Here is a 26528-nt window from a genome sequence, read left to right on the forward strand (position 1 = left end):
GTTTCAAAAAGGTATCAGGGCCCGGCAAGCGATCCAGACTTGCCGGGCCATGACATTGGGCAGAATGCGGCGGGCTGACAACGAAGAAAGTATCGTCAATTGCAACAGAACGTATCAAAACAGACAGGCGCGCCCGATCAGGGCCGCGATACGGCCTTCGGCATGGTGGCTAATGCGCGAACCCGGCTTTTGTTGCTGGGCAGTTTGCCCGGACGGCAATCGCTGGCGGCGGGGCGCTATTATGCCCACCCGCGCAACCAGTTCTGGCGGCTGCTGTCACCCGTTGTCGGGGCGGATCTGGTGGCGATGGATTATGATGCGCGGCTCTCGGCGTTGTTGGGCGCGGGCATCGGATTGTGGGATGTGGTGGAAAGCGCGCGGCGGCGCGGCAGTCTGGACGCCGACCTGCGCGAGGTGGAGCCGCGGGATTTGCGCCGCGCGGCGGCTGGTTTGCCTGCCCTGCGCGCGATGGCGTTCAACGGGGCCAAGGCCTATGCCATCGGGCGGGCGCAATTGGGGGACGATCCGCCTGTGCCGCTGATCGCCCTGCCATCCAGCAGCCCGGCCCATGCGGTGGGGTTGGGCGTGAAGCAACCGGCGTGGGAGGCGTTGGGGGTGTGGTTGTGATGGGTTTTGGGGGTTGGCGGTTTAGAGTTTTAGTGTGCCTCCGGCGGGCAAAGGGCGGGGGCCCTTTGCAATCCCGATAATGTCGGCGTGGCGTTTTGGCGGCGGCGTTGGGGTTGGTGGAGAGGAGGGGCGTTAAGCCGCTTCGCGGGAAGGAGATGAGACATTCCCTAGCCAGTGGTATTGTCGATGTTGCTTTTGATGAGCATCATGACTGGATGAAACGTCGCAATCATATCATCTTGATGATTTTAATTGGTGGGTTGCTATTGCAAATTACCCTCCCGTTCTGGGGCACGGAGCCCGCATACTTTCTTGATTCGAAGAGAACAGTGCTTTCACGCGCCAGCTCGCCAGATGGAAAGCGCACCGCACAGGTCGAGCGCCTGATCGTCGGTGGGGTGCCAAACATCGTTGTAATGGTAAGATCATCATGGCTGCCCGATTGGTATTTAGCGGGTTGCGCGGTAATCTCGCATTACCGCGATGCAAGCGCTTCGGTTGTCTGGTCTTCGAATGATGCCCTAACCGTTACTCATACCGATGAACGCCGCTTTTGGTGGACAGGCGGAGCCCCTTTCCATTCCGGTTCATGCGACAGTATCAGTGTGGTCCTGCGCGACAAAGGCGCTAGATGACGTCCGTTTCCCCCTAAATTTTCGAATGTAACCCCGCCGCGCAGCGGCCTTCAAAATCAGACGCTCAGCGCCCAGACATTTCAGCTCCGCTTTTCGCGCAACGTGGACAGTATCGGGATTGCAAAGGGCCCCCGCCCTTTGCCCGCCGGAGGCAACTTTAAATTCTCACCACCCGCCCCCAAGCGCGAGGAACAGGTTGATCTGATCCAGCACCAGCGTTTCCTTGGCAGCCTGCTCACGTTGCGCGGCCAGAAGCGCGGTGTTGCGCCCGCCGATGTCGACTTGGGCTGCTGCCTTGCCGCCCTCGCGCAATCGGCGGAGCTGGTCGGCGGTTTCATCGGCGGCGACGCGGGCCTCGGTCAATGAAACGAGGCGGTTGTGGTTTTCGCCATAGGTGCTGATCGCGGTCTGGACTTCGCGCAGGGCGTTCAGCACCTTGCCGTCGAACACGGCCAGAGCGCGGGCGGTATCGGCCTTGGCGGCGCGGACCTTGGCGCGGGGGCCGGCGCTGGGGAAATTCCAGCGGATCAGGCCCGCGATGCTCCAGCGGTTGGCGGCGGCCTGTCCCAGATCGGCCAGAAGGCCGGTCGTGCCGCCGGTCAGGCCGATGCCGATCTGTGGATAGAGTTCGGCGGTGGCGACGCCGATGCGCGCCGTTGCGGCGGCCAACTGGCGTTCGGCGGCGCGGATGTCGGGGCGCCGCGCGATCAGGGCCGCGCCATCGCCGGTGGGCAGCGGCTGCGACAATTTGGGCAGGTGGTGACACGCTTCGGCCTCACGCGGGTATTCATCGGGCGTGCGGCCCATCAGAAAGGCAAGGCGATAGAGCGCCGCGCGCGACTTGATCTTGTCGAGCGGCAGGGCCGCCCGTGCGTCGGCCAGACGGGCCTTGGCGGCGGAAACCTCGATCGCGCTGCCCCGTCCTTCGGCCTGCAACCGTTCGGCAAATTCGACCAGTTTTTCCTGCACTTCGACCGAATGTTCGACGATGGCTTCCATTTCCTGCGCGCCGCAGACCTCGACATAGGACCGCGCAACCTCGGCGGCCAATGTCACCTTGACCGCATCGGCCAGAGCGCCCACGGCGGCTTCATCGGCGCGGGCGGCTTCGGCCCCGCGTTTCAGGCGACCGAACAGGTCGAACTGATAGCTGACCCCGCCGCCCATCGCGCCAAGGTTCATCACCGGCAGCGGTTCGGTCAGCAGATAGGATTCGCCCGAAAGGCGCGCGCGCTGGGCGGCGGCATCGACGGAGAATTCCGGCTCATTGGCGCCCTCTGCCGCCTCGGTCATCGCGCGGGCACGGCCCAGCGATGCCGCCGCGACGCGCAATTCGGTGTTGGCGGCCAAAGCCTGTTCTTCCAGCCGATCCAGCACCGGATCATCATACAGATGCCACCAGCGCGGGGGCAGGGGGGCAAGCTGTGTCATGCCGTCGGCTTGGGACAGCTTGGCCGAAACGGGTTTGGGCGCCTGATAATTGGGGCCCATCACGCAGCCGGAAAGCGCCAGCGCGGTGCAGGCCGTCAGAAGACCGCGCTTCACTTTGCACCATCCCGCGCCAGCGTGACCGAGGCCGTCCGCCCGGCAATCAGGGCGATATCGGCGGGCGGATTGTCCAGCTTGATCCGCACCGGCACGCGCTGGGCCAGACGGACCCAGCTGAACGAAGGGTTGATCGCGGGCAGCATCTTGGAACTGGCCAGACGATCGTGATCCTCGATCGCCGCGGCCAGCGAGACGACATGGCCCTTCATCGCCTTGCTCTCGCCCATCATGCGGATCGTGGCGGCTTGGCCCACATGGACATGGGGCAATTTGGTTTCCTCAAAATAGCCCTCAACGCGCAGGGATGCCGTGTCGATCAGCGCCATGACCGGGGCGCCCGCGCTGACATAATTGCCCACGCGCAGGTTGAGGTCCGACATATGGCCATCGGTCGGGGCCAGAACCCGCGTGCGCGCCCGGTTGAGCAGCGCCAGATCGCGTGCATCGCGCGCGGCGGTGACGCGGGCCTCGGCTTCGGCCAGCATCGCACTGGCCTCGGCGGCCTTGGCCTGTGCTTCGGCGGCCTTGGACTGGCTCTGTTCGGTGGATTCGGCGGCGACCAATTCGCCCAGCTTCTGGTTGCGGGTCGCGTCGCGGCGGGCCTGTGTCAGAACGACATTGGCGCTCTGGATCGCGGCGCGAGCGCGGGTGACATCGGCTTGCGCGCTCTGCAACTGGCTGTCGGCCTGACGGATGGCCAGATCGAAGCGCGCCGGGTCGATCTGGAACAGGACGTCGCCCTTATGCACGGCCTGATCGTGGGTCACAAACACCTGTGTCACCAATCCGGCCACGTCGGGCGCGACCTGAACCACATCGGCGCGGATGCGGCCATCGCGGGTCCATGGATCGGCCTGATAATAGGTGATCAGCGCCCGCCCCGCCACAAATGCCGCGGCCACCAGCGCGCCAGTGACAGCATAGCGGAGGATCTTTTGGCCGGTGGGTGAAAGCGAGGGAGTCATGACAAAGGTCCGTGCAACAGAGAAGGCACAAGCGGGGGCAGCCACAGCGTGACCAGCGCCCAGACGAGGATGAACATCGCGGTATCAAACAACACCGGATGCCACACAAAACGATAAAAACGGATGGCGATCAGAAAGCGATGCAACAACAGCGCAATCAGCAAAGCGATACAGCCATGCACAGGAGCCGCATCGATATAGATGCCGCCAAGGATATATTCAGCGCTCATGCGGAACCTCCGGCGCGAAAGGCGGGGGCACCCGGAAACAGATTGCGGCGCAGCGCCACCAGCGCGGCGCGCCCCTGTTCCGGTTCGGTGATCAATGTGGCCGAGCTTGCCAGTTGCGGCAAGGGCTGGCTTTGCGTCAAACGCAGCGCGACATCGATGGCGTCCAGCATTTCGGGCGGCGCCTTGACCTCCGCCTTGCTGGACCAGAGTTGCACGCCAAGGCGCAGCAGATTGTCGAGCGCGGCCGACAGGGCCGGCGGCGCGGCGGCGCGCAGGTGCTGGATCTGGACAATGTTCATCGCGATGCGAATGTCGCGCAGGCCCGCTGTCGCCGTGTCGGTTTCCGCGCTCAACCGCTGGGTGATCAACGCCAGTTGGTCCGTGCTGCGACCCAGCGCCGCCAGCGGATCGGGCGGGGTGGTCGCACGCGCCAGCGAGACCAGATTGCGCCGCATCCGCCGCCCCAACCGGGCGATGGCCACATCCTTGCTGATCGTGGTCAGACCCGCCGTCATGCCCGCCGCGACAATCATTGCAACGAATTGGGCAAGGTTGGTGTTGAGGAAATGCGCGAAATCGGCGGTATAGGTTTCCTGAAGCGCCAGCGTGCTGCAAAAACCCATCATCAGCGCCAGCGAGAACAGACCATAGCGCGGGTTGGGCAACAGGCTGCCAAAAATCAGCAGACAGGGGGAGAGCACCAGCGCAAGTTGAAAGAACCCGTCGATCTGGGGCAGGACATAGAAGAGATAAAAGCCGGCCAGCGGCATGGCCGCCATGGTAGCCGCGCCGAAATTGAGGATCGCGGGCACCGGATTGTCCATGGCCGCAAACAGACAGCAGAACACGCCCGCCAGCGCCGCCGCCGACGCGCCATCATTCCACCCCGACAGGATCCAGATCGCGCAGACCACCACAATGGTCAGCGTCGCCGCCACGCCCGCGATCAGCGCCGAAAGCGGATCTGCATGCAGTTCGATCGTGCCCTTCTGCTCGTTTGCCGTCAGGGGCGAGGGGCTTTGCGGATGGGCCAGATGGGCGAGCAGCGAGTCGCATTCGTCGAGCAGCACGCCCGCCTGGCGCCGCCGCAATTCATAGCTTTCGCGCAGCAGGCCGTTCCACGCATCATCCCCGTCGCCGATGGCGCGTCGCCGGTCCGCCATGCCCGACAGCACCGGCAGCAACAGCAGGATGCGGCGCAAAAGCGCCTGAACGCTGGACGTTGCCTCGCGCCAATGCGACGTGTCAAAGGGGATATGTGTGGCCAGCAAGGTGCAATCCACCGCATCCACCGCCAATTGCTGACGATCGCGCAGCGATGTGGTCAATTCTGCCCCGGCCAGAATATCGTCATACCACGCCCGCGCATCGGCCAGCCAGCGCTTGAGGCGCGGCTCCAATGCGGTGGCCACCGATTTGGGCCATAACAGGCTGTGCGCCAGTGTGGCGCAGGTGATGCCCAGCACGATTTCGGTGACGCGCGCGACGGCAATGTCAAACACGGCCTCGGGACGGGACACGGCTGGAAAACCAATGATCGCAGCGGTATAGCCCGCCAGCATCAGCATATAGGCCCGCGGCGAACGGTCGAGCAGCGAGATCGCCAGCGTGCCCCCAACCCACAGCGCGAGGGCCAGGCTGAGCAGTTCGGGCCATTCCACCAGCATCGGCACCAGCGCCACCGCCATCGTGGCGCCGCCGCCTGTGCCGATCACGCGATAGATCGCCTTGGACCGGGTTGCGCCCGACAGCGGGCTCGATACGATATAGGCTGTGCTCATCGCCCAGAACGGCATGGGCAGCCCGACGAACAGGCTGATCCACAGCGCCAGAAGCGCGGCAAAAGCAGTCTTTGCGGAATAGGACCAAGCCGACCAGTTGGGAAAGGTCATGGCCGAACGCCGCGAGCAGAAGGGGGCAACAGTTTGATCACTGGGGCGACTCAGAGGGGGGGACACCTGTGCCTTAGGCCCCCTCTCAGTTGCATACCATACAGCAGTCTGGCGTTTAGCCATAAAATTATTTATGGAATGGCTTATGTCGCTCCAACATCTCCGCACCTTTGTCGAAGTCTATCGCCAGCGTTCGATCAGCGGGGCCGCGCGCAGCCTTGGTCTGACGCAACCGGCGGTTTCGCAACATATCGCAGCCCTTGAGGCCGCGATCGAGCGCGACCTGTTCGAGCGGCAACCCAAGGGTGTGATCCCGACCTTGGCCGGTGAGGAATTGGCCGCAAGTCTGGGGGATCGCTTGGATATTGCCGAGGCGGCGCTGGCCGCGGCGCGGGCGCGATCCTCGGATATGACCGGATCGGTGCGGTTGATCGGGCATGGCGATTTCCTTGCCGAGGTGGTGGCGCCGCGCCTGTTGCCGCTGCTCCATTCAGGGCTGCGCATCAGCCTGCATACCGGGGATCGCGAGGCCATTCGTAAAGGTCTGGTCGAGGGCAATTATGATCTGGGTCTTTCGGCCTATAATCTTCAGGATCGCCGTTTGCGCAGCGCGCGCATCCATGAGGAACGCGTTTACGCCGTGGCCGCCCCGCGCGTGGCGGCGCGGATCATGGCCGCGCCCGATCTGCGCCGGGCGTTAATGGCAGAGCCTGTTCTGGCCTATCATCTCGAACGCCCGCTGGTCGAAGATTGGTTGACCGACAACCGCCTGCCCGGTCCCCCGGTCAGCCCCGCCGTAGTGGGACAGGACTTGCGGTGTCTGCGCAGCTTGTTGATGCAGGATTTTGGCTGGTCCGCTTTGCCCGGCTATCTTTGTGCGGATTTGATTGCGCGGGGTGAATTGGCCGAAATCACCGCGCCTGTGGAACGGCCGGTTCACGCCTATTCGCTGGTGTGGTCGCCTGCTGCTTTGCGGCATCCGCGTGTGGCCTTTGCCAGAAATGCGTTAATGGCCGGCGGATTTCCCTAAACGGCACATTTACCAACCGCTTTGTCGCAAAATGTCGTAATTTCCACTAGGCAGCCCGTCTCCTGTGCTTAAAAGGGGTTGGGCAATGGCGGGGGCCTGAGCTGGGGGTTTTTTGAATGTGGGGAAAGACCGGATTCGGTCGCAGGGCTGGGAATAAGGGGCTGACCGGAGGGCTGGCGCTGGTTTGCGCTTTGGCGGCAACACCGGCTATGGCGCAAAGTGTGGAGCAGGCCTCTTCCTTCTCGCCTGATCAAGCTGTTACGGTGGATCAGGGCGCGTCGATGGTCGGCGCGGCGGTGGCGGATGGGCCGATCATCGACACGACCGGCGTTGCGAGTGCGATGAATGGCGCGATGAATGGCGCGGATGATAGCGCGCTTGCGCCCCAGGACCATGCCGCATCCAATGCACCGTCGCGCAATGGCGCGCACCATGAGGAAGAGCCGGGGATCGTGGTGTCCTCGCGTCCCCTGGCGCCCGACCCGGCCAGGGCGATCAACATGGCCTCCTTTGCCGTGACGCAGGCGCTCGACAGTGCGGTGCTTGAACCTTTTTCCAAAGGGTATGAGGCGGTCGTGCCTTCGCCTGTGCGCGATGGCATTCACAATGTGCTTTATAACCTGCGCGAACCGGTGATTGCCGCCAATTATCTGATGCAGCACAAGATCGGCAAGACGGGCGAAACCATCGCCCGCTTTGTTATCAATTCGACCATTGGTTTGGCCGGTATCTTTGATATGGCCAAGCGCAAGCCGTTCAAGCTTGGCTATCATGAGAATGGCTTTGCCGACACGCTGGGTTTTTATGGCGTGGGTAACGGGCCGTATATCTTTATGCCCTTGTTCGGTTCAACGACCTTGCGCGACCTTGCGGGGCGGATTGTGGACCGCGCGGCATTGCCCACCGCGATTGGCGGCAATGTGATCCCCGCAGCGGCTCTGGTGCCGATGATTGTGCTTGGCATCGTTGACCGCCGGTTGGTCAACAAGGATCGGATCAAGCAGGAACGCGAGGCGGCAGACCCCTATACGACCACGCGTGACAATTATCTGCGCCGCCGGGCCAAGCGTATCGAGGAATTGCGCCACCCCAATGGGACGGAAACGCCGCCGGAAGAATAAAAAAGGGGGCTGCATTTGCGCCCCCTTTTCATTTTGACCATCCGCTGCGGGATCAGCTTTCGTCCGCCGCGGCGATGAACAGGCATTGTTCAACCCGCGTGGTCCAGATCAACCCGTCGCCCTGACGCGCGGTGCGGGTGGTCTGGCGGATCGTGTCGTAGATCGGCTTGGCGTTGGCTTCATCCACGACGATATAGACCATGGATTTGGGCGAGAAATCGACCAGATCCTGTTTGATCGTCCATGGGTTGTTGCCCAATTTTCCGCTGCCGCTGCACCCTTCGACCTTGGCCACGGTCATGCCGGGAAATTCGGGCAAAAGGCGCAGGGCCGCGCGCAGCATCTCGACCCTGCTGGGGCGCACCACGGCGCGGATTTCAATCATGGCCATCGCGAATTCTCCCTCAGGCTTCCACGCGTTCAACGTCAAAGAAGCGATAGATGGTGGGCAGCACCACCAGCGTCAGCACGGTCGAGGTGATCAGCCCCCCGATCACCACAATGGCCAGCGGCTTTTGCACTTCCGACCCCGGCCCGGTGGCGAACAGGAAGGGGATAAGGCCCAAAAGCGCCACCGTTGCCGTCATCATCACCGGGCGAAAACGCAGGGTTGCCCCCTGAACCACCGCCTCGCGCACTGATTTGCCCTCGTCACGCAGGTTGCGGATATAGGAGACCAGCACCACGCCATTGAGCACCGCAATGCCCCAGAGCGCGATAAAGCCTACCGAGGCTGGCACCGACAGATATTCCCCCGTCACCGCCAGCCCCACGATCCCGCCGATCGATGCAAAGGGCAGCACCAGAATGATGAGCGAGGCCAGACGCAGTGAGTTGAACAGGACAAACAACAGGAAGAAGATCGCCGCCACCGTGATCGGCACGATGATCATCAAATGGCCCAGCGCGCGTTCCATGTTCTGGAACTGGCCGCCCCATTCGAGGTAATAGCCTTCGGGCAGCTTGATCTGCGCATCGACCTTCTGCTGCAACTCGGCCACGAAACCGCCAAGGTCGCGGCCCTTGACGTTCATGCCGATGACGATGCGGCGCTTGCCCATTTCGCGGCTGATCTGGGCCGGGCCGTCCGACACGATGACATTGGCAACGTCGGCAAGCCGCGCCTGCGCCCCGCCCGGCGAGGTAATCAGCAGGTTCGAGATCGCATCAATATTGTTGCGATAGGCTTCGGGCAGGCGGACGATGCCGGGGAAACGGCGCTCGCCTTCGAACACTTCGGTCGCCACCTTGCCGCCCACCGCCGTTTCGAGCAGGTCGTTGACATCGGCCACGTTCAGGCCAAAGCGGGCCAGCGCCGCACGGTCGATTTCGATCGAAAGATATTGCTGGCCGCTGACCTTTTCGATGCGAAGATCCTCGGCGCCCTGAAGCGATTGACCCACGCGGGCGATGTCTTCGGCCACGCGCTTCAATTCGTCCATGTCATCGCCGAACACCTTGACCGCGATGTCCGAACGCACGCCGGTCACCATTTCGTCCACACGGTCGGAAATGGGCTGGGCCATAACGATCTGTACACCGGGAAGCTGTTTCAGCTTTTCACGCATCGCATCGGCAATGTCGTCCTGATTCCATCCCTTGGGCCATTCATCGCGCGGTTTCAGGCTGACGATGGGGGTGGATTCGTTCGGCCCCTGCGGGTCGGCCGGGCTTTCGCCGCGACCCACGCCCGAAACGGCGGATTTGACGCCGGGCACCTGCATGACAAGGCGCATGCCCTCCATTTCAATCTTGATCGATTCATCGAGCGAGATGTTGGGCACGCGGTTGATGCCGGGCACGACCGACCCTTCCTTCATTTCGGGAATGAAGGCCGTGCCAAGGAAGGGCAGGATTGCCAGCGTCGCCAGAAACCCTCCCACGGCCAGCGTGATCGTGCGCTTTTCATGACCCAGCGCCCAATGCAGCATCCGCAGGTAATATTTCTTCATCACCTTGATGACGCGGGTGTCGTGGTCCTCTTCGTCGCCACCATGGCCATCGCCATGGGCCTTGGGCGCCTTGAGCAGATAGGAAGACAGCACCGGCGTCACGGTCAGCGACAGCACCAGCGAAATTGCCAGCGCAATCGCGATCGTATAGGCCAGAGGCGCAAACATCTTGCCCTCCATCCCCTGCAACGTCATCAGCGGCAGGAAGACGAGGATGATGATCCCCACGCCAAAGATCACAGGTGTCGCCACCTCGACCACGGCGCGCAGGATGATGCGGACCTTGCTCTCGCCTGTATTGCGCGCGCGGCCCAGCAGGAGGAAGGCGTTTTCCACCACCACCACCGAACCGTCGACCATCAGGCCGATGGCAATGGCCAGCCCGCCCAGCGACATGAGATTGGCCGAAATGCCCAGATAGTTCATGCAGATGAACGTCAACAGCGGCGTCAGCACCAATGTGGACACCACAATGACCGAGGACCGCACGTCGCCAAGGAAGACGAAGAGCACGATCACCACCAGTACGATGCCTTCCATCAACACCTTGACCACGGTGTGGATGGCCGCATCGACCAGTTCGGAACGGTCGTAATAGGGTACGATCCGCAGATCATCGGGCAACATGCCCTTGCTGTTGATCTGTTCGACGCGTGCCTTGATCTTGGTGACGATGGCCTTGGCATTGCCGCCCGCCATCATCAAGGCGATGCCGCCCACGCTTTCGGTTACGCCATTCTTGATCAACGCCCCGTCGCGCACGCCCGGACCGATCTTCACCTCGGCCACATCGCGCAGGTAAACCGGCGTTGCCGCGCTTTCACGGATGACGATGCTGCGCAGGTCATCCTCGCTTTTGACAAGGCCGACGCCGCGGATCAGGAATTGTTCGGCATATTGCGGCAAAACGCCGCCGCCCGCATTGGCATTGTTGCGCGCCACGGCCTGATAGACCTCGGCCACGCTGACATTATAGTGGCGCAGTTGATCGGGGTTGACCAAGACCTGATATTGCTTGGCAAAGCCGCCCTGCGAATTGATTTCCGCCACGCCCGGAATCGAGCGCAACAGCGGGCGCACCACCCAGTCCTGAATGGTCCGACGCTTGGTCAATTCCTCCTGGCTCAACACCGCATTGCCGTCGCCCGGCTTGTCCAGCGTATATTGATACACCTCGCCCAGACCCGTCGATACCGGGCCAAGAACCGGGGCAATCCCCGGCTGCATCTTGGAACTGACCTCGATCAGGCGTTCCATCACCAATTGGCGCGCGAAATAGACGTTGGTCTTGTCCGTGAACACCAAAGTGATGAGCGAAAGGTTCGGCTTATTGAGCGAACGCATTTCCTCAAGTCCGGGCAGGCCCGTCATCGCCACCTCGATGGGGACGGTGGCCATGCGTTCGACCTCTTCCGGGCTGCGACCCTGCGCTTCGGTGGCGATCTGCACCTGAACGTTGGTCACATCGGGAAAGGCGTCAATCGACAGATTGTTGGCCGCGTTCAGGCCAAAGCCCAAAAGCACCGCGGCCACCACAATCACGATCAGGCGCTGTTGCAGCGCCGCGCGTATCAGAGACTGGATCATTGGCCTTCCAGCGCCTGTCGGTTGCGTTCATTGTTGAGGTGGAATGCGCCGTCAATGACGATGCGTTCACCCGGCTTTACGCCGGAAATCACCACCCGCTTGCCCCCCATGTCATCGCCCAGCGTGACCGGGCGGATGCGGAATTTGTTGGGCGCGGTTTCGACAAAGATGTGGTCCTTGTTGTTTTCACGCACGATGGCGGCATTGGGCACCACGGGGCGGCTTTCCGGCGCGGCGGTCACCAGCATGGTGGCCAGCATTTGCGGCTTGAGCTGTCCGTCGCGATTGTCCAGTTCGGTGCGCAGGACGACCGTGCGGGTCTTGGGGTCGACCACCTGGCCGACATAGACCAGCTTGCTCTCACGCTTGGCCCCGCCCAGCGCCGGGATTTCCAGCGCCACGGTCTGGCCTTGCTTGACAAAACGCACCTGCTGTTCGGGCACCAGCGCGGTGGCCCACAGCTTGCCCAGATCGGCCACGACAAACAAAGCGTCGGCGGGCTGCACCACTTGGCCCAGCGCCAGATTGCGTTCGACCACCACGCCGTTCATCGTCGAGAGGATCGGGGTGGAGGAAGAAATCACCCCCTGACCGCCCAATTGCCCCAAGGCCGATGCCGATACGCCCAGAAGGCGGAGTTGGTCGGCGGCGGCGCGCATTTCCGCGTGCGAAATATTGGCCTCGCTCTGGCGGCGCTGAAGTTCGGCGGCGGCGATGACATCGGCGGCGTAAAGCTGCTGCGCACGCTCGGCCGCGCGGCGGTTCAGCTCATATTGCGACCGCGCCCGCAGATAGGCGAGCTGCTGCGTTGAAAGGTCCGAACTGTTGATCCGGCCCAGAACCGTGCCGCGCCCGACATTCTGGCCGATATTGGCGACAATGTCGGTGACGCGGCCCGTCACGGTCGCGCCGATGCGCGCCACGCGGTTTTCGTCAAAGGTGATCTGGCCCGCGACGCGCAATGTGTCGGAAACCGGCTCTACGCCAACGGGGGCGACTTTGACGCGGCCCTGCATATTGGCGCCGGCGACAACGGTTTCGGGATCGATCTTGGGCTTGGCGGCTTTTTCATCATCGCCGCATGCCGAAAGAGCCAAAGGAAGCGCCAGAGAGAGAACCAGCGCCGAAAGGGGGATTTTTTTCATGGGTTTATCTCTGCGCAAGATTGGAGCTGAGCCGCTGGATCTCGACCAGCGCGACGGCCAGGTCGTAACGGCTGTTGATAAGATCGGCGCGGGCCGCGCGGAAAACGCGCTGGGCGTCCAGAACGTCGATCAACCCGCGCTCGCCAAAGCGATAGGCGGCCTCGGCGATCTTGAGCGCGGATTGCGCCTGTGACACCACGCCGCCTTCCAGCGCGGCCACGGTGTTCTGGGCAATCTCGTACTGCTTATAGGCGATCACCAATTCCTGACGCACCGCATATTCGCGTGCCTCAAGACCATAGGTTGATTTCGACAATTGCGCCTCGGCCGCCGCGACCGGCCCCTTGCGGCGGTCCCAGATCGGCACGGTGACGCTGACGCCAAAGCGGGTCTGGTCCTGTTCGGCATCCCCGCTGCGTTCGGCGCGCAGCGAGACCTGCGGCAAACGCTGGGCCTCCTCGGTGCGCAGGCGATAGCGGGCCTGTTCCTTTTGCGCGCGGGCCTGAACCAGTTCCGGGTTGGTCAACGCGACCTGCTCGACCAGCTCGTCAAAGGCGGGCAATTTGGGCAGGGCCTGCAAACGCCCCGACACCTTGAAATTTTCCGGCAGGGCGGGGCCGACCAACATGCGCAATTGCGACCGCGCCTGCTGCACCCGCAAGGCTGCCGCCGCCGCCGTCTTTTGCACGTTCAGCAATTCGGCCTCGGTACGGATCGCTTCGAACTTGGCGGTTTCGCCCTGCTTGACGCTAAACGCCACCTTTTGCTGAACCGAACGGACAATGCCGACATCTTCTTCGGCCACCACCTGTTCGGCGGTGCGGCGCAGCACATCGTAATAGGCCATGCGCAGATTGGCGAGCCAGTTGGTCACCTGGCCTGCAAAGCCCGCCTCGCTGGCGGCAAGGCCAGCGCGTGCGGCCTCGATACGCGGCGTGCGCGAAAAGGGCAGGTCGAGCGGCTGGGTCAAACTATAGCTGGTCGCATTGCCGGAAATCCCGCTGGCCACAGGCTTATAACGCATGGGGCCGGTCATGAATTCAACCGTGGGGTTGGGCAGGGCGCGCGCTGTACTCACCTCGCTGCGGGCAATGGCAACATCACGCTGCGCTGCTTGCAATGCAGGATTGGTGTCCTGAGCCAGTCGCTCAAGACTTTCCAGAGTATAGCTTTCCTGTGCCATAACATTGCTGCTGCTCAGCAAAAAAGGCACCAGAATATGGTGTAATCGCATCAGTAATGGAACTCCGCGAGGGCTTATTCCCGTATCGTTTGAACCCTCCCGACGAACGACGGACTATTCTTATGTTATATCGTAGCCGTGCCGGGGCGTATGGGAAAGCGTGGGGGGCGGCAAATAAAAATCCAATAAATGCGCCTGATTCTGCCCTTTGTGACGGGTTTGTGTCGGGCAATCGTCATATTGCTGCGTCAATTGGCGTATGGATCGCACGGGCCGGTCGGGGTTCAAGCGCCTATCTTGGGAGACAATGTATCATGGACCTGCCTGCTGATCGCCGCCAATTCCTGATGGGGGCCGCAATGGGGGCGCCTGCTCTTCTGGCCGCACAGGCGCATGGGGCGCCGCTGGCCTCAACGGGCCTGCCGATGATCGGGGCTGCGGCGGCGCTTGGCGACAAGCCATTGGCGCCCGGATCGATCGCGATTGCCGATTTGCCGCGCCACTATGATGTCGAACCGGGCGTGCATAATCTGGAAAACGGATATTGGGGCATCATGCCCCGCGTCGTGGCGCAGGAATATGTCAACCAGACGCTATATGTGAACAGGATGAATGCGATCTGGGCGCGCAATGTTCTGCCCGGCGGGGCCTGTCTTGCCGCCGGCGGGCGTGAGGCACGTGAGGCCATCGCGCGTCAGGTCGGTTGTCTGCCCGAGGAAATTGCCATCACCGCGTCGGGGGCCCATGCGCTCGAAACGCTGATCGTCAATTACAAGCCGTTGAAGGCGGGCGATGCGGTTATCTGTTGCGATCTGGATTATGACGCGATGATTGCCTCGATGGAATGGCTGGGCAAAAACCGGGGTGTCGAGGTGGTCAAATTCGCCATGCCCGAACCGGCGACAACGGCCAATATTCTGGCCGCCTATGACGATGTGCTCAAACGCACGCCCCATGCGAAACTCATGCTGGTGACGCAGATTTCCAATCGTACCGGATTGGTCACACCGGCACGCGAAATCGTCGCGATGGCGCGGGCGCGGGGCGTGGATACGGTGGTGGATGCGGCCCATGCCATCGCCTGCCTTAATTCGTTTCTGCCGGATCTGGGCGCTGATTTCGTGGGGTGGAGCGTGCATAAATGGACCAGCGCGCCGCTGGGCCTTGGCGCGATGTATATTCGTAAGGAACGCCTTGGCGACATTGCCATGGCCGACGACGTGCGCGACCCCGACCCGTCCCAGATCAGCACCCGCGTTCCGGCAGGCACGGTCAATTTCGCCGCCGTCCTGTCGATCCCAAAGGCGGTGGAGTTCCATTTTGCCGTCGGTGCGGCCGCCAAGGAGGCGCATTTACGCAGCCTTCGCAACCGCTGGGTTCACGCGGTGGCGGATTTGCCCAATGTCGAAATCTGCGTTCCCGACGATCCGGCGCGATACTGCACCATCACCAGTTTCCGCCTGAAAGGCATGGACACCGCCGCCAAAGCCCAAGCGGTGCAGGCGCGCCTTTTCGAAAAATACCGCGTCCACACCGTTTGGCGCAGCGGCGTGGCCAAGGCGCCGGTGATCCGCGTAACGCCCGGCCTTTACACCACCGCGCAGGATGTCGACGCGCTGGCCAAGGCCCTGCGCGCCGAACATGCCATGTTGGTTTAGAACGTGATTGCTGGGGCCTGCGCCTTGTCCAGCCTTGCCCCCATCACTTTGGCCAAAGTGGGTGCAATCGCGCGCATGTCGATCTCGCCCAGATCGCGGCCCTTCGGAATTCCGGGGCCGGTGATGATGAAGGTCGAACGCATGCGCGGATCGCCGGGGAAGAACCCGTGCATCCCCTTGGTGGGCGGGACAAAGCGCAAGGGCGCCGCCGCCGCGATATAGCCCGTCGCCAACATCGGCGGGGCAAGGTTGAGATAGAAGCTGGCCTGCGTATTGCCGCCCGCCTTGGCAATGGCGTCGCCTTCGAGCAAGTCGGTGATACGATTGGCCGGATCGGCCTTCAACCCGATTAGGATGTCGCGAACCTTGGCTTTGAGCGCGGCATCGTCGGGCCGCGCCAGAATGACCGCCACCGATCCGCCCGAGGCCCATGCCACCGCGTCCCAGCTTTCAATCTTTTGCCGTCCCAGCGGATCGGGCGCGGAAAGGCGGATCAGGCCCGCATCGATCAAAGCGCGGCTGAGGTTGAAGGCATTGTCCACCTCGGCAAAGCCATGGTCGGACACCAAGGCAATGACGGCATCGGGATGCGCCTTGTGCTCGGCCGCCACCAGATTGGCGACAATGGCGTCAATGCTTTCCAGAACGGCATGGCTGGCCGCGCTGCCCGGCGCGGTTTCGTGCTGGGTATGGTCCAGAGCGGTCAGATAGACCGTCATGAAATCGGGGTGATGGGCCGCGATCATCCGCGCGGCAAAACGCCCACGGATCTGATCGGCGGGCAGGTCTTCGGCCTTGCCCGCGGCATAGGGGCCTTCCTTGGCCTCAAGTTCCGGCAACAGGCCTGGCGTGGAGAGCGCCGCCAGCAGTTTGGCATCATCGGCATGACCCGTGCGCCAGATCTGGGGCAGGTTCCAGCGGATATCCGCGCCCACGCTGACCGGCCAATGGACATTGCCGGTGGAAAGGCCGCGCGCCTTGGCCGCATCCCAAAGGGTGGGCACCTTGATGTCGCTGGCGTACCAGTACCAGCCGTCCTGGTTGATGGCGGTGGGGTCAAAGGTGACATTGTTGAACACGCCGTGGCGCGCCGGATCAACGCCGGTAATCAACGTCGTATGGCTGGGAAAGGTCAGCGTGGGCAACACGCCCACCACCCCGCTGGCATGGGCGCCATCGGCCACCAGAGCGCGCAGGGCGGGCACTTTAAGCCCGCGCTTCTCTGCCTCCAGCACGTCGCCGGGGCGCAACCCGTCGATCGAGATCAGCAGCACCGGATGATGCGGCGGGGCCTTGGCGACGGGTTTTGCCGCCACCGTGGCGGCAGGGATCGACCCCGCCGCCAGCAACAGACCCAATATGAGTGATTTCATGCCCATCAGAACCCCGCCTTGATCGTGCCGAACACCGCGCGCGGCGCGCCAACCATCAGCGTCTGGGCATCGCCAGAGAAGCCGAAGCCATTGGTGCCCATGGTCGAAACATATTTCACATCGAACAGGTTGGTCGCATTGACCTGCAATTCGATCGGACGATCCGAGAAGGGCGTCTTGACGCGATAACCAAGGCTGGCATCGACCAGAGTGCGCCCGCCGATATATTGATCGTTGGTATAGGTGAAATAACGTTTCGACATGTAATTGACCGCCACACGCCCGAAGATCACCTTGTTATCATAGGCCAGTTCGGCGCGGGCTAGGTGCTTTGGCGCATCGACAGTCGTCTTGCCCGCGATGCGATAGGTGCCGATGTCGTTGCGATAGGTGCTGTCATTATAGGCATAGGACACGGTGGTTGAAAAACCATGGCCAAGGCGCGCATTGATCAGCGCCTCGATCCCCGCGGAACGCACGCCGCCCACGTTGGAGAGCAGATTGGCCGAACCCACGATCCCGGCGGCGGTGGGGATCACCAGCAGGCGGTTGTGGAAATTGGTCAGATACGCGCCCAACGTGGCGTTGATGCGTGCGTCGGCGTAACGATAGCCAACCTCATACGTGTCCGAGCTTTCGGGCTTCAGGCTGCCCTTGACCGCATCGAACCCGGCCTGTGAGGCGGAGAAAGGCCCGCTGGTGGTGGCGGATTGATAGGCGCGGGTGGACTGGGCGAAACCGGCATAGAGTTCGCCATTGCCGCCCAGCTTATAGGACGCGCCGACCGTGGGCTGGAACCAGTCGATGGCCGAGATGCGGCCCGATGCGCGGCCACCGGCCACCACGGGGCTGGCCTTGTTGATGGTGGCAAAACCCTTCCAGCCAAGGTTGATCGTCAGATCGCCATATTTCACCGTGTCGGCCACATGATATTGCAGCGTGTCGGTGGCGAAATTCAATTCCCATTGCGTGGCAAACGGGTTGGTCGGCCAATCGAGCAGGCCCTGACCAGGATTGGTGCGGCTGGCGACCGCATAATAGCGGCGGGCCTGGTTAAAGGCATTGTGTTCCCACCAACCGCCGAGCGTCAGCTTATGCGCGCCCACTTCGCCATCGATATGGCCGAAAATACCGCCGCGCTTGATCGCATATTCGGTGGTGCGCAGCGAAAGCGGGATGCCGTTGGGGCTGTTGACATAGGGCGTCCACCAAAGGCCGCGGCCCTTGTTATCGTGATAATAGGCCTTGATCTCGCCGCTGAACTTTTCGCTGAACTGTGTCTTGGCGCCGATCCAGCCGAGGAAGTCCTTGCGCAGGCCGCCACCCGAATAATAGGCGTCGTCAGCGTTGGCGAAGGGCGCAGGCCATGCCGTGCCCGCCGAGGGGTTGGTGGCCACCGCGCCCGAATAGCCATTGTTGGCCGCCACATCGGCGACCTTGACCGCCAGCGCGTAATTGTTCGAGATATTGTCCCAGTTATAGCCAAGGCGGCCCAGCATTTCGAGGCTGAGATCCTGATAATCGACCTCGGCGCGGTCGGAGTAGGAGCCATAGGCCGACAGTTCGGTGGCGCCCACCTTGCCCACGATCTTGGCGTTGACCAGCGTCTGGCGCTGCTGGCCATAGCCTTTCCACTTGGACGTTTCGTGGTGGTCAACCGCGATATAGCCGCGCAGATCGCCATTGGCGCTGGCCGCATTCACCCGGCCATAGGTGCGCCACATGTTGAAGCTGCCATAGGAGGCGGCGGCGTCGAGGGCAAAATGGTCGAGCGGATCAAGGCTGGCAAATTCGATCGTGCCGCCAAGATTGTTGGTCGCCTGTGTGCCCAGAGCGCCTGCGCCCTGCGTCACGCGGGTGGCGCCGATATTGTCGGTGATGATGGCGCGGCTGATGTGCAACCCGTTGAGATTGCCATAGGACGCATCGCCCAGCGGCACGCCGTCGAGGGTGAAGCCCAACTGGTTCTGGTTAAACCCGCGGATCGAGACGCGCGTGGCCCATTCATAGGCGCCAAACGGATCGGCGCTCTGGAAATTGACGCTGGGCAGGTTTTCGATGGCTTTCAAGGGGCTGGTGCCGGGGGCCAGCACGGCCAGATCCTTGATGGTCAGGGTCTGGGCCTGACGGACGGTGCCCTGGCCGACAACGACGATGGCGTCGGCTTCACCGGCATCGGTGGCGGGCGCTTCGGCGGCATGGGCAAAACCGGCCGGGCAAAGCGCGCTGGCGGCAAGCAGGATAGGCAGGAATTTGGACATTTTGACCCCCGATGCATGAGCATGAACGGGGGCGGCCTAGGGGCGGCCTGTTACTGTGTGGTGGCGGAATGGAGGCGGTTGCGTGACGTTTAGGTTAAGGTTTCAAGACGTTGCTTATTTGCATCAGTGTCAGTTTGGCGCGCGTGCCGGGCTGTTCAATGCCAGCCAAGGTGGCGGCCGATGAAGATCAAAGCCATCGCGCCGACCACCGATGCGATAAATCCGGCAGGGCGGGCAGGGCGCCCCACATCGCCGCGATTGACCACCAGATCGGCCAGCAGCGAACCCCCGATTCCCAGCAGAATCGTCATCCACCACCCCATCGGCACCGAACCCAGGTAGAAGAACCGGGCCACCAGACCCACAAAGAGCCCGGAAAATAGCGCGCCAATCATGCGGAACATCGGTTTTCTCCCATAGATGCCGGGTGTGGTGCGAGATTAGTACACCCGGGCGAATCCTGAAAGCAGATGTGGAGAACTTTTTTCCAAAAATGGTAATTTGACGCTTGCATGACAGCGCAGTGCCCGGTTTCCGGCGCGTCGCTGGCCATGACCGGGGCAATCGCCAATCGCGGCAAATTGCACCTTTCCTCTTGCGTATGTTTCCGCCTTTGAGGCACAACCTGTGGTGGCCGTACAAGGGCGCCGACCTCTATCCCTAGTTATTGGCCACCTGAGGCGGAAAAGCCTTGGTGTGGGCCGATTCTGTGGAAAAGAGCAGCGCCCCATGCGCCGCCATGACCAGTTTCAACACCATGAAGGGGCAGAACGTGGATTTCAGAAGCGGGGATGAGCGAGCCGATCTTTCGCAATCGCCACTGATGGGCGCAGATGACGCCGCCGTTCTGACCGATAACAAGGAGGCGGGCAAAAGCCCGGCTATGCCCATGAATGACAAGACCGATATGGCAACCGCTGATTTGCTGACGGCCGAGCGTGCGATGGGCGATCTGCTCAGCGTGGCGGCGGCGGCGGCTTCTTCGCCCAAGCAGCCCGAAGACACCAAGCGCGTCGATGTGCGCCGCTTTGAAATCAAGACCGATCCTTCGCGCGATGCGCTGCTGACCGATTTCGGCAAGGAAACGCTCGACGACCGTTACCTGCTGCCCAACGAAACCTATCAGGATCTGTTTGCGCGCGTCGCGGCGGCCTATGCCGATGATGCCGAACATGCCCAGCGGATCTATGACTATATTTCCAAGCTGTGGTTCATGCCCGCAACGCCGGTGCTGTCGAACGGCGGAACGGGGCGCGGTCTGCCGATCTCGTGCTATCTGAACACGGTTGAGGACAGCCTTGACGGCATCGTCTCGACCTGGACCGAAAACGTCTGGCTCGCCTCGCGCGGGGGCGGCATCGGCACCTATTGGGGAAAGGTCCGCGGGATTGGCGAACAGGTGGGCCTGAACGGCAAGACCAGCGGGATCATACCCTTCGTTCGCGTGATGGATTCGCTGACTCTGGCGATTTCGCAAGGGTCGCTGCGCCGTGGTTCGGCGGCGGCCTATCTCGATGTCAGCCACCCGGAAATCGAGGAATTCCTTGAAATCCGCAAGACGTCGGGCGACTTCAACCGCAAGGCGCTGAACCTGCACCACGGCGTGCTGCTGACCGATGATTTCATGCAGGCAGTGCGCGACGGGCGCGAATTCGAACTGAAATCGCCCAAGGACGGCAGTGTTCGCGGCAAGGTCGATGCGCGCAGCCTGTTCCAGAAGCTGGTCGAAGTGCGTCTGGCCACGGGTGAGCCTTACCTCGTGTTCTCCGACACGGTGAACCGCATGATGCCCAAGCATCACCGCGATCTGGGCCTCAAGGTCTATACTTCGAACCTGTGCAGCGAAATCACCCTGCCCACGGGTAAGGACCACCTTGGCAATGACCGCACGGCGGTGTGCTGCCTGTCCTCGCTCAACCTGGAAACCTGGGACGAGTGGAACGGCGACAAGCGTTTCATCGAGGACGTGCTGCGTTTCCTCGACAATGTGCTTCAGGACTATATTGACCGCGCGCCTTCCGAAATGGCCCGCGCCAAGTACTCGGCAAGCCGCGAACGCAGCGTCGGCATGGGTGTGATGGGCTACCACTCCTTCCTGCAAAAGAAGGGTATCGCCTTTGAAAGCGCGATGGCCAAGGCGTGGAACCTGAAGATGTTTAAGCACATCTCGGCCAAGGCGGACGAGGCGAGCATCCTGTTGGCGCAGGAACGCGGCGCATGCCCCGATGCCGCCGACATGGGCGTGATGCAGCGTTTCTCGTGCAAGATGGCGATCGCGCCGACCGCTTCGATCTCGATCATCTGCGGCGGCACCAGCGCTTGTATCGAACCGATCCCGGCGAACATCTATACCCACAAGACGCTGTCGGGTTCGTTCGTGGTCAAGAACCCCTATCTGCAAAAGCTGCTGGCCGAAAAGAGCAAGGATTCCACCAATGTGTGGAACTCGATCCTTGAACATGGCGGCTCGGTTCAGCATCTCGACTTCCTCTCGGCGGACGAGAAGGCGACCTACAAGACGTCGTTCGAAATCGATCAGCGCTGGCTGCTCGAATTTGCCGCCGATCGCACACCCTATATCGATCAGGCCCAGTCGCTGAACCTCTATATCCCGGCGGACGTGGACAAGTGGGACCTGATGATGCTGCACTATCAGGCGTGGGAAAAGGGCATCAAGTCGCTCTATTATCTGCGCTCCAAGTCGGTGCAGCGCGCTGGTTTCGCCGGCGGGGTTGAGGCGGACAACACCTCGGCGGCCCCCCGGATCGAATTGGAGGCCAAGGGCGAGACCGACTATGAGGAATGTCTGGCCTGTCAGTGATTTTCGTAGGTTTTGATGCCTCCGGCGGGCAAAGGGCGGGGGCCTTTTGCAATCCCGATTTGGGGGTAGCGTGCGGTCCGTAGCGATGTGGATTGCATGATGGATTGAAAGCCTGCGGCGCTTTGGATGGGCGTCGCAGGCTTTGTTCATTCATCCGATATCCATCGCGCCACGCGGACAGTAACGGGAGTGCGAGGGTCTGGACCCTCGCATCAACTGCCTTTCTGACACGGTTTGCGAAACTTTCTCACCCTTCGCGACTTGCCAATTTGTCGCATTGCCTGCTTTTCATCTGCGCGTAACTTTACCGGGCAATGGGACCGCGCCCGGTAAAGACAGCATTCTAGGAAGGGAATTTCATGCGTAAGTGGCATCGCTGGCTCAGTCTGTTTTTCGGCGTTTTCATGTTGTGGATGGCCGTAACCGGCGTGCTCAGCCAGATCGTTCCGCTGACGCAAGGCAAGCCGCAGCAGGCACAGGGCGCCCCGGCCTCGATTTCCAAGGTGCAGCCCGATTTCGTTTGCCCGCCCGATGTCATGTGCCGCCCCAAGCAAAAGGGCGGGCAGAGCATCGTCGGCCTGCTCCACCACCTGCATTCGGGTGAGGAATTTGGCCCGGTCGGCGTGGTGATCTCGACGCTCACTGGCTTTGCGCTGATCTTTTTCTCGATCTCGGGCATCTGGCTTTATGTCCAGATGTGGAGCTTCCGCAAGGGGCGTGGCCTGTCGCCGCGTTGGCTGTGGAAATAAGGGTTTGCCTCCGGTGGGCAAAGGGACTTGTCCCTTTGCAATCCCGGTAATGGGCGCCTTGTCGGCAGCGATGTGGATGGGGCGATGGATTGAAAGCCTGCGGCGCTTTGGATGGGCGCCGCAGGCTTTTTCATTTGGACGATGCGGTCGATACTCATTCGTCGAACCGATCGCGCCACGCAGACAGTAACGGGAGCGCGAGGGACGAGTCCCTCGCGCCATTTCCTCCCTTCTTCCCCATCAAAAAAATTTCGCCTCGAATCTGTGGGAAAGCAGCGAAGGCCGATGCATCCGGGCGATGAAACTGTTATCAAGCGGTTGTCATTGACGCGACGGCGGCATACAAGACCTTGTGGTTGGTTGCGTCACATACCATCTATCTGTTGATGATCGGACCTGTGCAGCTTCGCGCGCTTCTGGTCGTCTCAGGCCCTGAAAACAGCCGATTCTGGAGTAGTCGCATGTCCCTTCTCGAAGCCAGTAAGACCTACAAACCCTTCGAATATCCGTGGGCTTACGACTTCTGGAAGCGTCAGCAGCAGGTCCACTGGCTGCCCGAAGAAGTGCCGCTGGGCGAGGATTGCCGCGATTGGGCGCAGAAGATTTCCGAGCATGAGCGCAACCTGCTGACGCAAATCTTCCGCTTCTTCACCCAGGCCGACGTCGAAGTGCAGGACTGTTATCACGAAAAATACGGCCGCGTGTTCAAGCCGACCGAGATCAAGATGATGCTGGCCGCGTTTTCGAACATGGAAACGATCCATATCGCGGCCTATTCGCATCTGCTTGACACGATCGGCATGCCCGAAACAGAATATGGCATGTTCCTCGAATATGAGGAAATGAAGGCCAAGCACGATTACATGGCCACCTTTGGCGTCGATTCGGACGAGGATATCGCCCGCACGCTGGCCATGTTCGGCGGCTTTACCGAAGGGCTCCAGCTCTTCGCGTCCTTTGCCATGCTGATGAACTTCCCCCGCTTTAACAAGATGAAGGGGATGGGCCAGATCGTGACCTGGTCGATTCGCGATGAATCGCTCCACTGCGAAGGCATCATCAAGCTGTTCCACACCTTCGTGAAGGAACGCGGATGCCTGACCAAGGCGGTCAAGGAAGACATCATCGACTGCTGCCAAAAGACGGTGCGCCTCGAAGATGCCTTCATCGATCTGGCCTTTGAACAGGGCCCCGTGCCCGGCATGAGCGCCAAGGACATCAAGCGCTACATCCGCTACATCGCCGACTGGCGTCTGGGCCAGCTGGGCTTCCAGCCGATCTACATGATCGAAGACCACCCGCTGCCCTGGCTCCAGCCGCTGCTGAACGGCGTCGAACACGCCAATTTCTTTGAAACCCGCGCCACTGAATATTCCAAGGGCGCCACGCGCGGTGACTGGAACACCGTCTGGACCAGCTTTGACGCCCGCCGCAAGGCCAAGGGCGTCGATGCCGCCTCGACCGTGTTCGATGAAGGCGAAGGCACCGAGGACATGTTCAAGGCTGCGGGTATCGCGGCGGAGTAAGCGTTTGGGCGCTTATTCGCTTCGCGATTTTTAAAATGCGAGGGGCTAGCCCCTCGCGCTCCCGTGACTGTTTTTGTGGCGTGTCGTTTCGGCCTTGGCTGAGGGGCGCGACGTTAGAAATTTTAAAGCCTGCGGCGCCATTTAACAGCGCCGCAGGCTTTAATTTATGCATTTACCATTAGGGCTGCGCACCGCCCGACACCCCATTATCGGGATTGTCACGGGCCGCCGCCCTTGGCCCGCCGGAGGCATTCCTTAAACCAAACGCCACCCCTCCAACGCATCTCCCAAGGCTTCCTTCAACGGCCCCAGATGCGGTTCAAACGCGCGCCAGTGGTCGAGGCCGGAGCGATAGATCGGCTGCCGGACCTGCTCGCTCGATACGGTGCGCACGGCACGGTTGTTTTCAAAAAAGCGCAGGCAGGCCGGATCGAAATCCACCTTTATGGCGTCCAGCAGGCGGCGGACCTGACCCTCGGTATCCTCGACCAGATCTTCATAGATCAGCGTATGGACCGCCCCCGGTGCCGCGACCGCGAAATGACGGATCAGCGCGAGATAGTGGCGATAATACCGCCCCAATTCGTTTAAATCATAGGAAAACTCCTGCCCCTCGGCAAAGAGTTGTTTGAAGCCGGAGAAGCAGGAGGCCATCGGCGCGCGGCGCACATCGACAATCCGCGCATGGGGCAGGATCAGGCGGATGAGGCCGATATGCCGGAAATTGTTGGGCATCTTGTCGATGAAATGCGCACGGCCCAACCGGCGGTGGACGGCGGCGCGCTCCAGATATTCCTCGCCCCACGCGCGCACCTGCGCCGCGTCGGCCTTGGCGATGACATCGTCGCCCTGCGTCGCGATCCGTGCGGCCAGCGCCCCGATATAGGGCAATTCCATGGTGCCTTCGATTTCGGGATGGCTGGCCAAAATCTGTTCGACCAGTGTGGAGCCCGAGCGCGGCAGGCCGAGGATGAAAATCGGCGCGTCGCTGTCGGCGCCCCAATCGGCGCGCTGGCTCAGAAATTCCTGCGTGAACAGGCTTTCCACCTGCGCCAATTCCGTTGGATAATCGCGCATGCCATAGATGAAGCGTTGCCGGGCCAGAGCTGCCCCCTTGGCGTAATGTTCGAAAGATTCGTCGAAATTGCCCGAATCCTCCAACCGCCGCGCCAAGGCATATTCAATGCGCATCCGCCCGTCATCGGGCAGGTCCGTAGCCAGCAGGCGCCGCATTTCGGCCTCATCCGCCTCGGTCAAGACGCCAACCTTGAGATTGGCCAGACCCCACCATGCCTCGCCCGATTGGGGGCTTAATGCAATGGCGCGGCGATAGGCGGCAATGGCGCGGTCGCGCCCGCCCGCCGTGCGCGCGGCATGGCCATGGTTGACCGCCACGCGCGGATTGTCGGGAAATGCGGCGGCCAGTTCGGCATTGATCGCCTCTGCGCCCTGATCATCGCCCAACAGGCCAAGGCAGGCCGCCTGAAGATTGCGATAGGCCGGATTAGCCGGATCTTTTTCCAGCAGGGGCGAGAGTTCGGCCATGGCCGGTTCCGCCTCGCGCCCGGCGAACAGCGCATGGGCCAGATCGAAGCGCAGGCGAGGCGATGCCGGATCAATCCCGACCGCATGGCGCAGCAGCGTGACCGCCTCGGCAAAGGCGCGCGCGGCAACCTTGCAACTGGCCATCAGGCGCAGGCCTTCGACATGATTGGGATAGGCCAGACAGAAGGGGCGGAGGATCTTTTCCGCCTCGGCAAATCGTTCCAGCACGATCAGTTCGGCGGCTCGGCCAAGGTCGGGATGCCCAGCCTCGATCCGGGCCAGTGCGGCTTTCGCACGGCGTTCGCGCAGATCATCGCCCGCGGTAAAGGCGCGGTCCTCGATGGCGCGCCATGCCTCGGCAAGGGCTGGATCAAGGCGCACCGCTTCGTCCAATTGCTGATCGCCATCGCGGCCGCGCCCCGTCGCGCAAAGGCTCATGCCCAATTCAAAGCGGGTACGGGCGGCCTTGGGAAAATTTTGTGCCAGAGCTTTCAGGATCGGCAAAGCCTGATCGGCGCGCCCCAACCGGCGCAGGGCAGAGGCCAGAATAAGCCGGGGGCGGGGGTCGCCGGGGGCTCGCGCCATCAGGCCACGCGCCAATCTTTCTGCAAGAGCCGGATTTTCGGCCAGCGCAGCGGCGGCCTGAGCAAAAGGGTCGTTCATGGTATGCAGCATAGGAC

General features: G+C 61.9%; 20 protein-coding genes. 8 read left to right on the forward strand and 12 right to left on the reverse strand.

The genetic code is table 11. From position 1 onward, the window contains the following. Nucleotides 1-99: 99 nt before the first annotated feature. Both ACZ9HU_RS01135 and ACZ9HU_RS01140 read left to right on the forward strand, forming a co-directional pair. On the forward strand, nt 100-627 hold the full coding sequence (locus ACZ9HU_RS01135) for a DNA-deoxyinosine glycosylase (RefSeq protein WP_476101342.1): 528 nt from the start codon (nt 100-102) through the stop codon (nt 625-627). 155 nt (nt 628-782) lie between these two features. After that, nucleotides 783-1262, forward strand: coding sequence for a hypothetical protein (locus ACZ9HU_RS01140; RefSeq protein WP_476101344.1), 480 nt, complete (start codon nt 783-785; stop codon nt 1260-1262). Between the two features lie 165 nt (nt 1263-1427). On the opposite strand, the gene ACZ9HU_RS01145 is transcribed toward ACZ9HU_RS01140, so the two are convergent. The 4 genes from ACZ9HU_RS01145 to ACZ9HU_RS01160 are packed head-to-tail and all read right to left on the reverse strand — an operon-like array spanning nt 1428 to nt 5897. Beyond that, nucleotides 1428-2807 carry an efflux transporter outer membrane subunit gene (locus ACZ9HU_RS01145; RefSeq protein ID WP_476101346.1) on the reverse strand — a complete coding sequence of 460 codons (1380 nt, stop codon included), beginning with the start codon at nt 2805-2807 and terminating at the stop codon, nt 1428-1430. Beyond that, a complete protein-coding gene (locus ACZ9HU_RS01150) occupies nt 2804-3775 on the reverse strand; it encodes an HlyD family secretion protein (RefSeq protein WP_476101348.1) in 972 nt (323 codons plus the stop codon). Before ACZ9HU_RS01150 ends, ACZ9HU_RS01145 begins: the two co-directional genes overlap by 4 nt. Next, nucleotides 3772-4005, reverse strand: coding sequence for a DUF1656 domain-containing protein (locus ACZ9HU_RS01155; protein WP_476101350.1), 234 nt, complete (start codon nt 4003-4005; stop codon nt 3772-3774). The genes ACZ9HU_RS01150 and ACZ9HU_RS01155 overlap by 4 nt, the downstream gene beginning before the upstream one ends. Further along, on the reverse strand, nt 4002-5897 hold the full coding sequence (locus ACZ9HU_RS01160) for an FUSC family protein (RefSeq protein WP_476101352.1): 1896 nt from the start codon (nt 5895-5897) through the stop codon (nt 4002-4004). The genes ACZ9HU_RS01155 and ACZ9HU_RS01160 overlap by 4 nt, the downstream gene beginning before the upstream one ends. Nucleotides 5898-6042: 145 nt before the next feature. Between ACZ9HU_RS01160 and ACZ9HU_RS01165 the strand changes: the two genes are divergently transcribed. Then, nucleotides 6043-6927, forward strand: a complete 885-nt coding sequence (locus ACZ9HU_RS01165; protein ID WP_476101355.1) for a LysR family transcriptional regulator — start codon at nt 6043-6045, stop codon at nt 6925-6927. 209 nt (nt 6928-7136) lie between these two features. Continuing rightward, a complete protein-coding gene (locus ACZ9HU_RS01170; protein ID WP_476101357.1) occupies nt 7137-8048 on the forward strand; it encodes an MlaA family lipoprotein in 912 nt (303 codons plus the stop codon). 52 nt (nt 8049-8100) lie between these two features. Here ACZ9HU_RS01170 and ACZ9HU_RS01175 read toward each other — a convergent pair whose 3' ends face one another. Genes ACZ9HU_RS01175 through ACZ9HU_RS01190 form a run of 4 tightly spaced genes read right to left on the reverse strand, consistent with a single transcriptional unit; the run spans nt 8101 to nt 13915 of the window. Beyond that, nucleotides 8101-8439 carry a P-II family nitrogen regulator gene (locus ACZ9HU_RS01175; protein WP_476101359.1) on the reverse strand — a complete coding sequence of 113 codons (339 nt, stop codon included), beginning with the start codon at nt 8437-8439 and terminating at the stop codon, nt 8101-8103. A gap of 13 nt (nt 8440-8452) precedes the next feature. Next, nucleotides 8453-11587, reverse strand: a complete 3135-nt coding sequence (locus ACZ9HU_RS01180; protein ID WP_476101361.1) for an efflux RND transporter permease subunit — start codon at nt 11585-11587, stop codon at nt 8453-8455. Next, on the reverse strand, nt 11584-12732 hold the full coding sequence (locus ACZ9HU_RS01185) for an efflux RND transporter periplasmic adaptor subunit (protein WP_476101363.1): 1149 nt from the start codon (nt 12730-12732) through the stop codon (nt 11584-11586). The genes ACZ9HU_RS01180 and ACZ9HU_RS01185 overlap by 4 nt, the downstream gene beginning before the upstream one ends. A gap of 4 nt (nt 12733-12736) precedes the next feature. After that, a complete protein-coding gene (locus tag ACZ9HU_RS01190) occupies nt 12737-13915 on the reverse strand; it encodes a TolC family protein (protein WP_476101365.1) in 1179 nt (392 codons plus the stop codon). Nucleotides 13916-14229: 314 nt separating this feature from the next. Between ACZ9HU_RS01190 and ACZ9HU_RS01195 the strand changes: the two genes are divergently transcribed. Continuing rightward, a complete protein-coding gene (locus tag ACZ9HU_RS01195; protein ID WP_476101367.1) occupies nt 14230-15573 on the forward strand; it encodes an aminotransferase class V-fold PLP-dependent enzyme in 1344 nt (447 codons plus the stop codon). Here the strand turns inward: ACZ9HU_RS01195 and ACZ9HU_RS01200 are convergent. From ACZ9HU_RS01200 to ACZ9HU_RS01210, 3 genes are all read right to left on the reverse strand, one after another. After that, a complete protein-coding gene (locus ACZ9HU_RS01200) occupies nt 15570-16952 on the reverse strand; it encodes an alkaline phosphatase family protein (protein ID WP_476101369.1) in 1383 nt (460 codons plus the stop codon). The two genes, ACZ9HU_RS01195 and ACZ9HU_RS01200, sit on opposite strands and share 4 nt — an antisense overlap. Next, nucleotides 16952-19207, reverse strand: coding sequence for a TonB-dependent receptor (locus tag ACZ9HU_RS01205; RefSeq protein WP_476101371.1), 2256 nt, complete (start codon nt 19205-19207; stop codon nt 16952-16954). Before ACZ9HU_RS01205 ends, ACZ9HU_RS01200 begins: the two co-directional genes overlap by 1 nt. 155 nt (nt 19208-19362) lie before the next feature. After that, nucleotides 19363-19611: a GlsB/YeaQ/YmgE family stress response membrane protein gene (locus tag ACZ9HU_RS01210; protein ID WP_476101374.1), complete on the reverse strand. Its 249-nt coding sequence runs from the start codon at nt 19609-19611 to the stop codon at nt 19363-19365. A 419-nt stretch (nt 19612-20030) separates the two neighbouring features. On the opposite strand from ACZ9HU_RS01210, the gene ACZ9HU_RS01215 reads away from it, so the two are divergent. From ACZ9HU_RS01215 to ACZ9HU_RS01225, 3 genes are all read left to right on the forward strand, one after another. After that, nucleotides 20031-22028, forward strand: coding sequence for a ribonucleoside-diphosphate reductase subunit alpha (locus tag ACZ9HU_RS01215; RefSeq protein WP_476101779.1), 1998 nt, complete (start codon nt 20031-20033; stop codon nt 22026-22028). 359 nt (nt 22029-22387) lie between these two features. Beyond that, a complete protein-coding gene (locus tag ACZ9HU_RS01220; protein WP_476101376.1) occupies nt 22388-22777 on the forward strand; it encodes a PepSY domain-containing protein in 390 nt (129 codons plus the stop codon). Nucleotides 22778-23238: 461 nt separating this feature from the next. Further along, nucleotides 23239-24303 (forward strand): ribonucleotide-diphosphate reductase subunit beta, encoded by a 1065-nt coding sequence (locus ACZ9HU_RS01225; protein WP_476101378.1) that lies wholly within the window; start codon nt 23239-23241, stop codon nt 24301-24303. 255 nt (nt 24304-24558) lie between these two features. Here the strand turns inward: ACZ9HU_RS01225 and ACZ9HU_RS01230 are convergent, their stop codons facing one another. Continuing rightward, nucleotides 24559-26511, reverse strand: a complete 1953-nt coding sequence (locus tag ACZ9HU_RS01230; protein ID WP_476101380.1) for a tetratricopeptide repeat-containing sulfotransferase family protein — start codon at nt 26509-26511, stop codon at nt 24559-24561. Nucleotides 26512-26528 lie beyond the last annotated feature (17 nt).

The sequence above is a fragment of the Novosphingobium sp. Sphag1I genome (genome assembly GCF_056279125.1).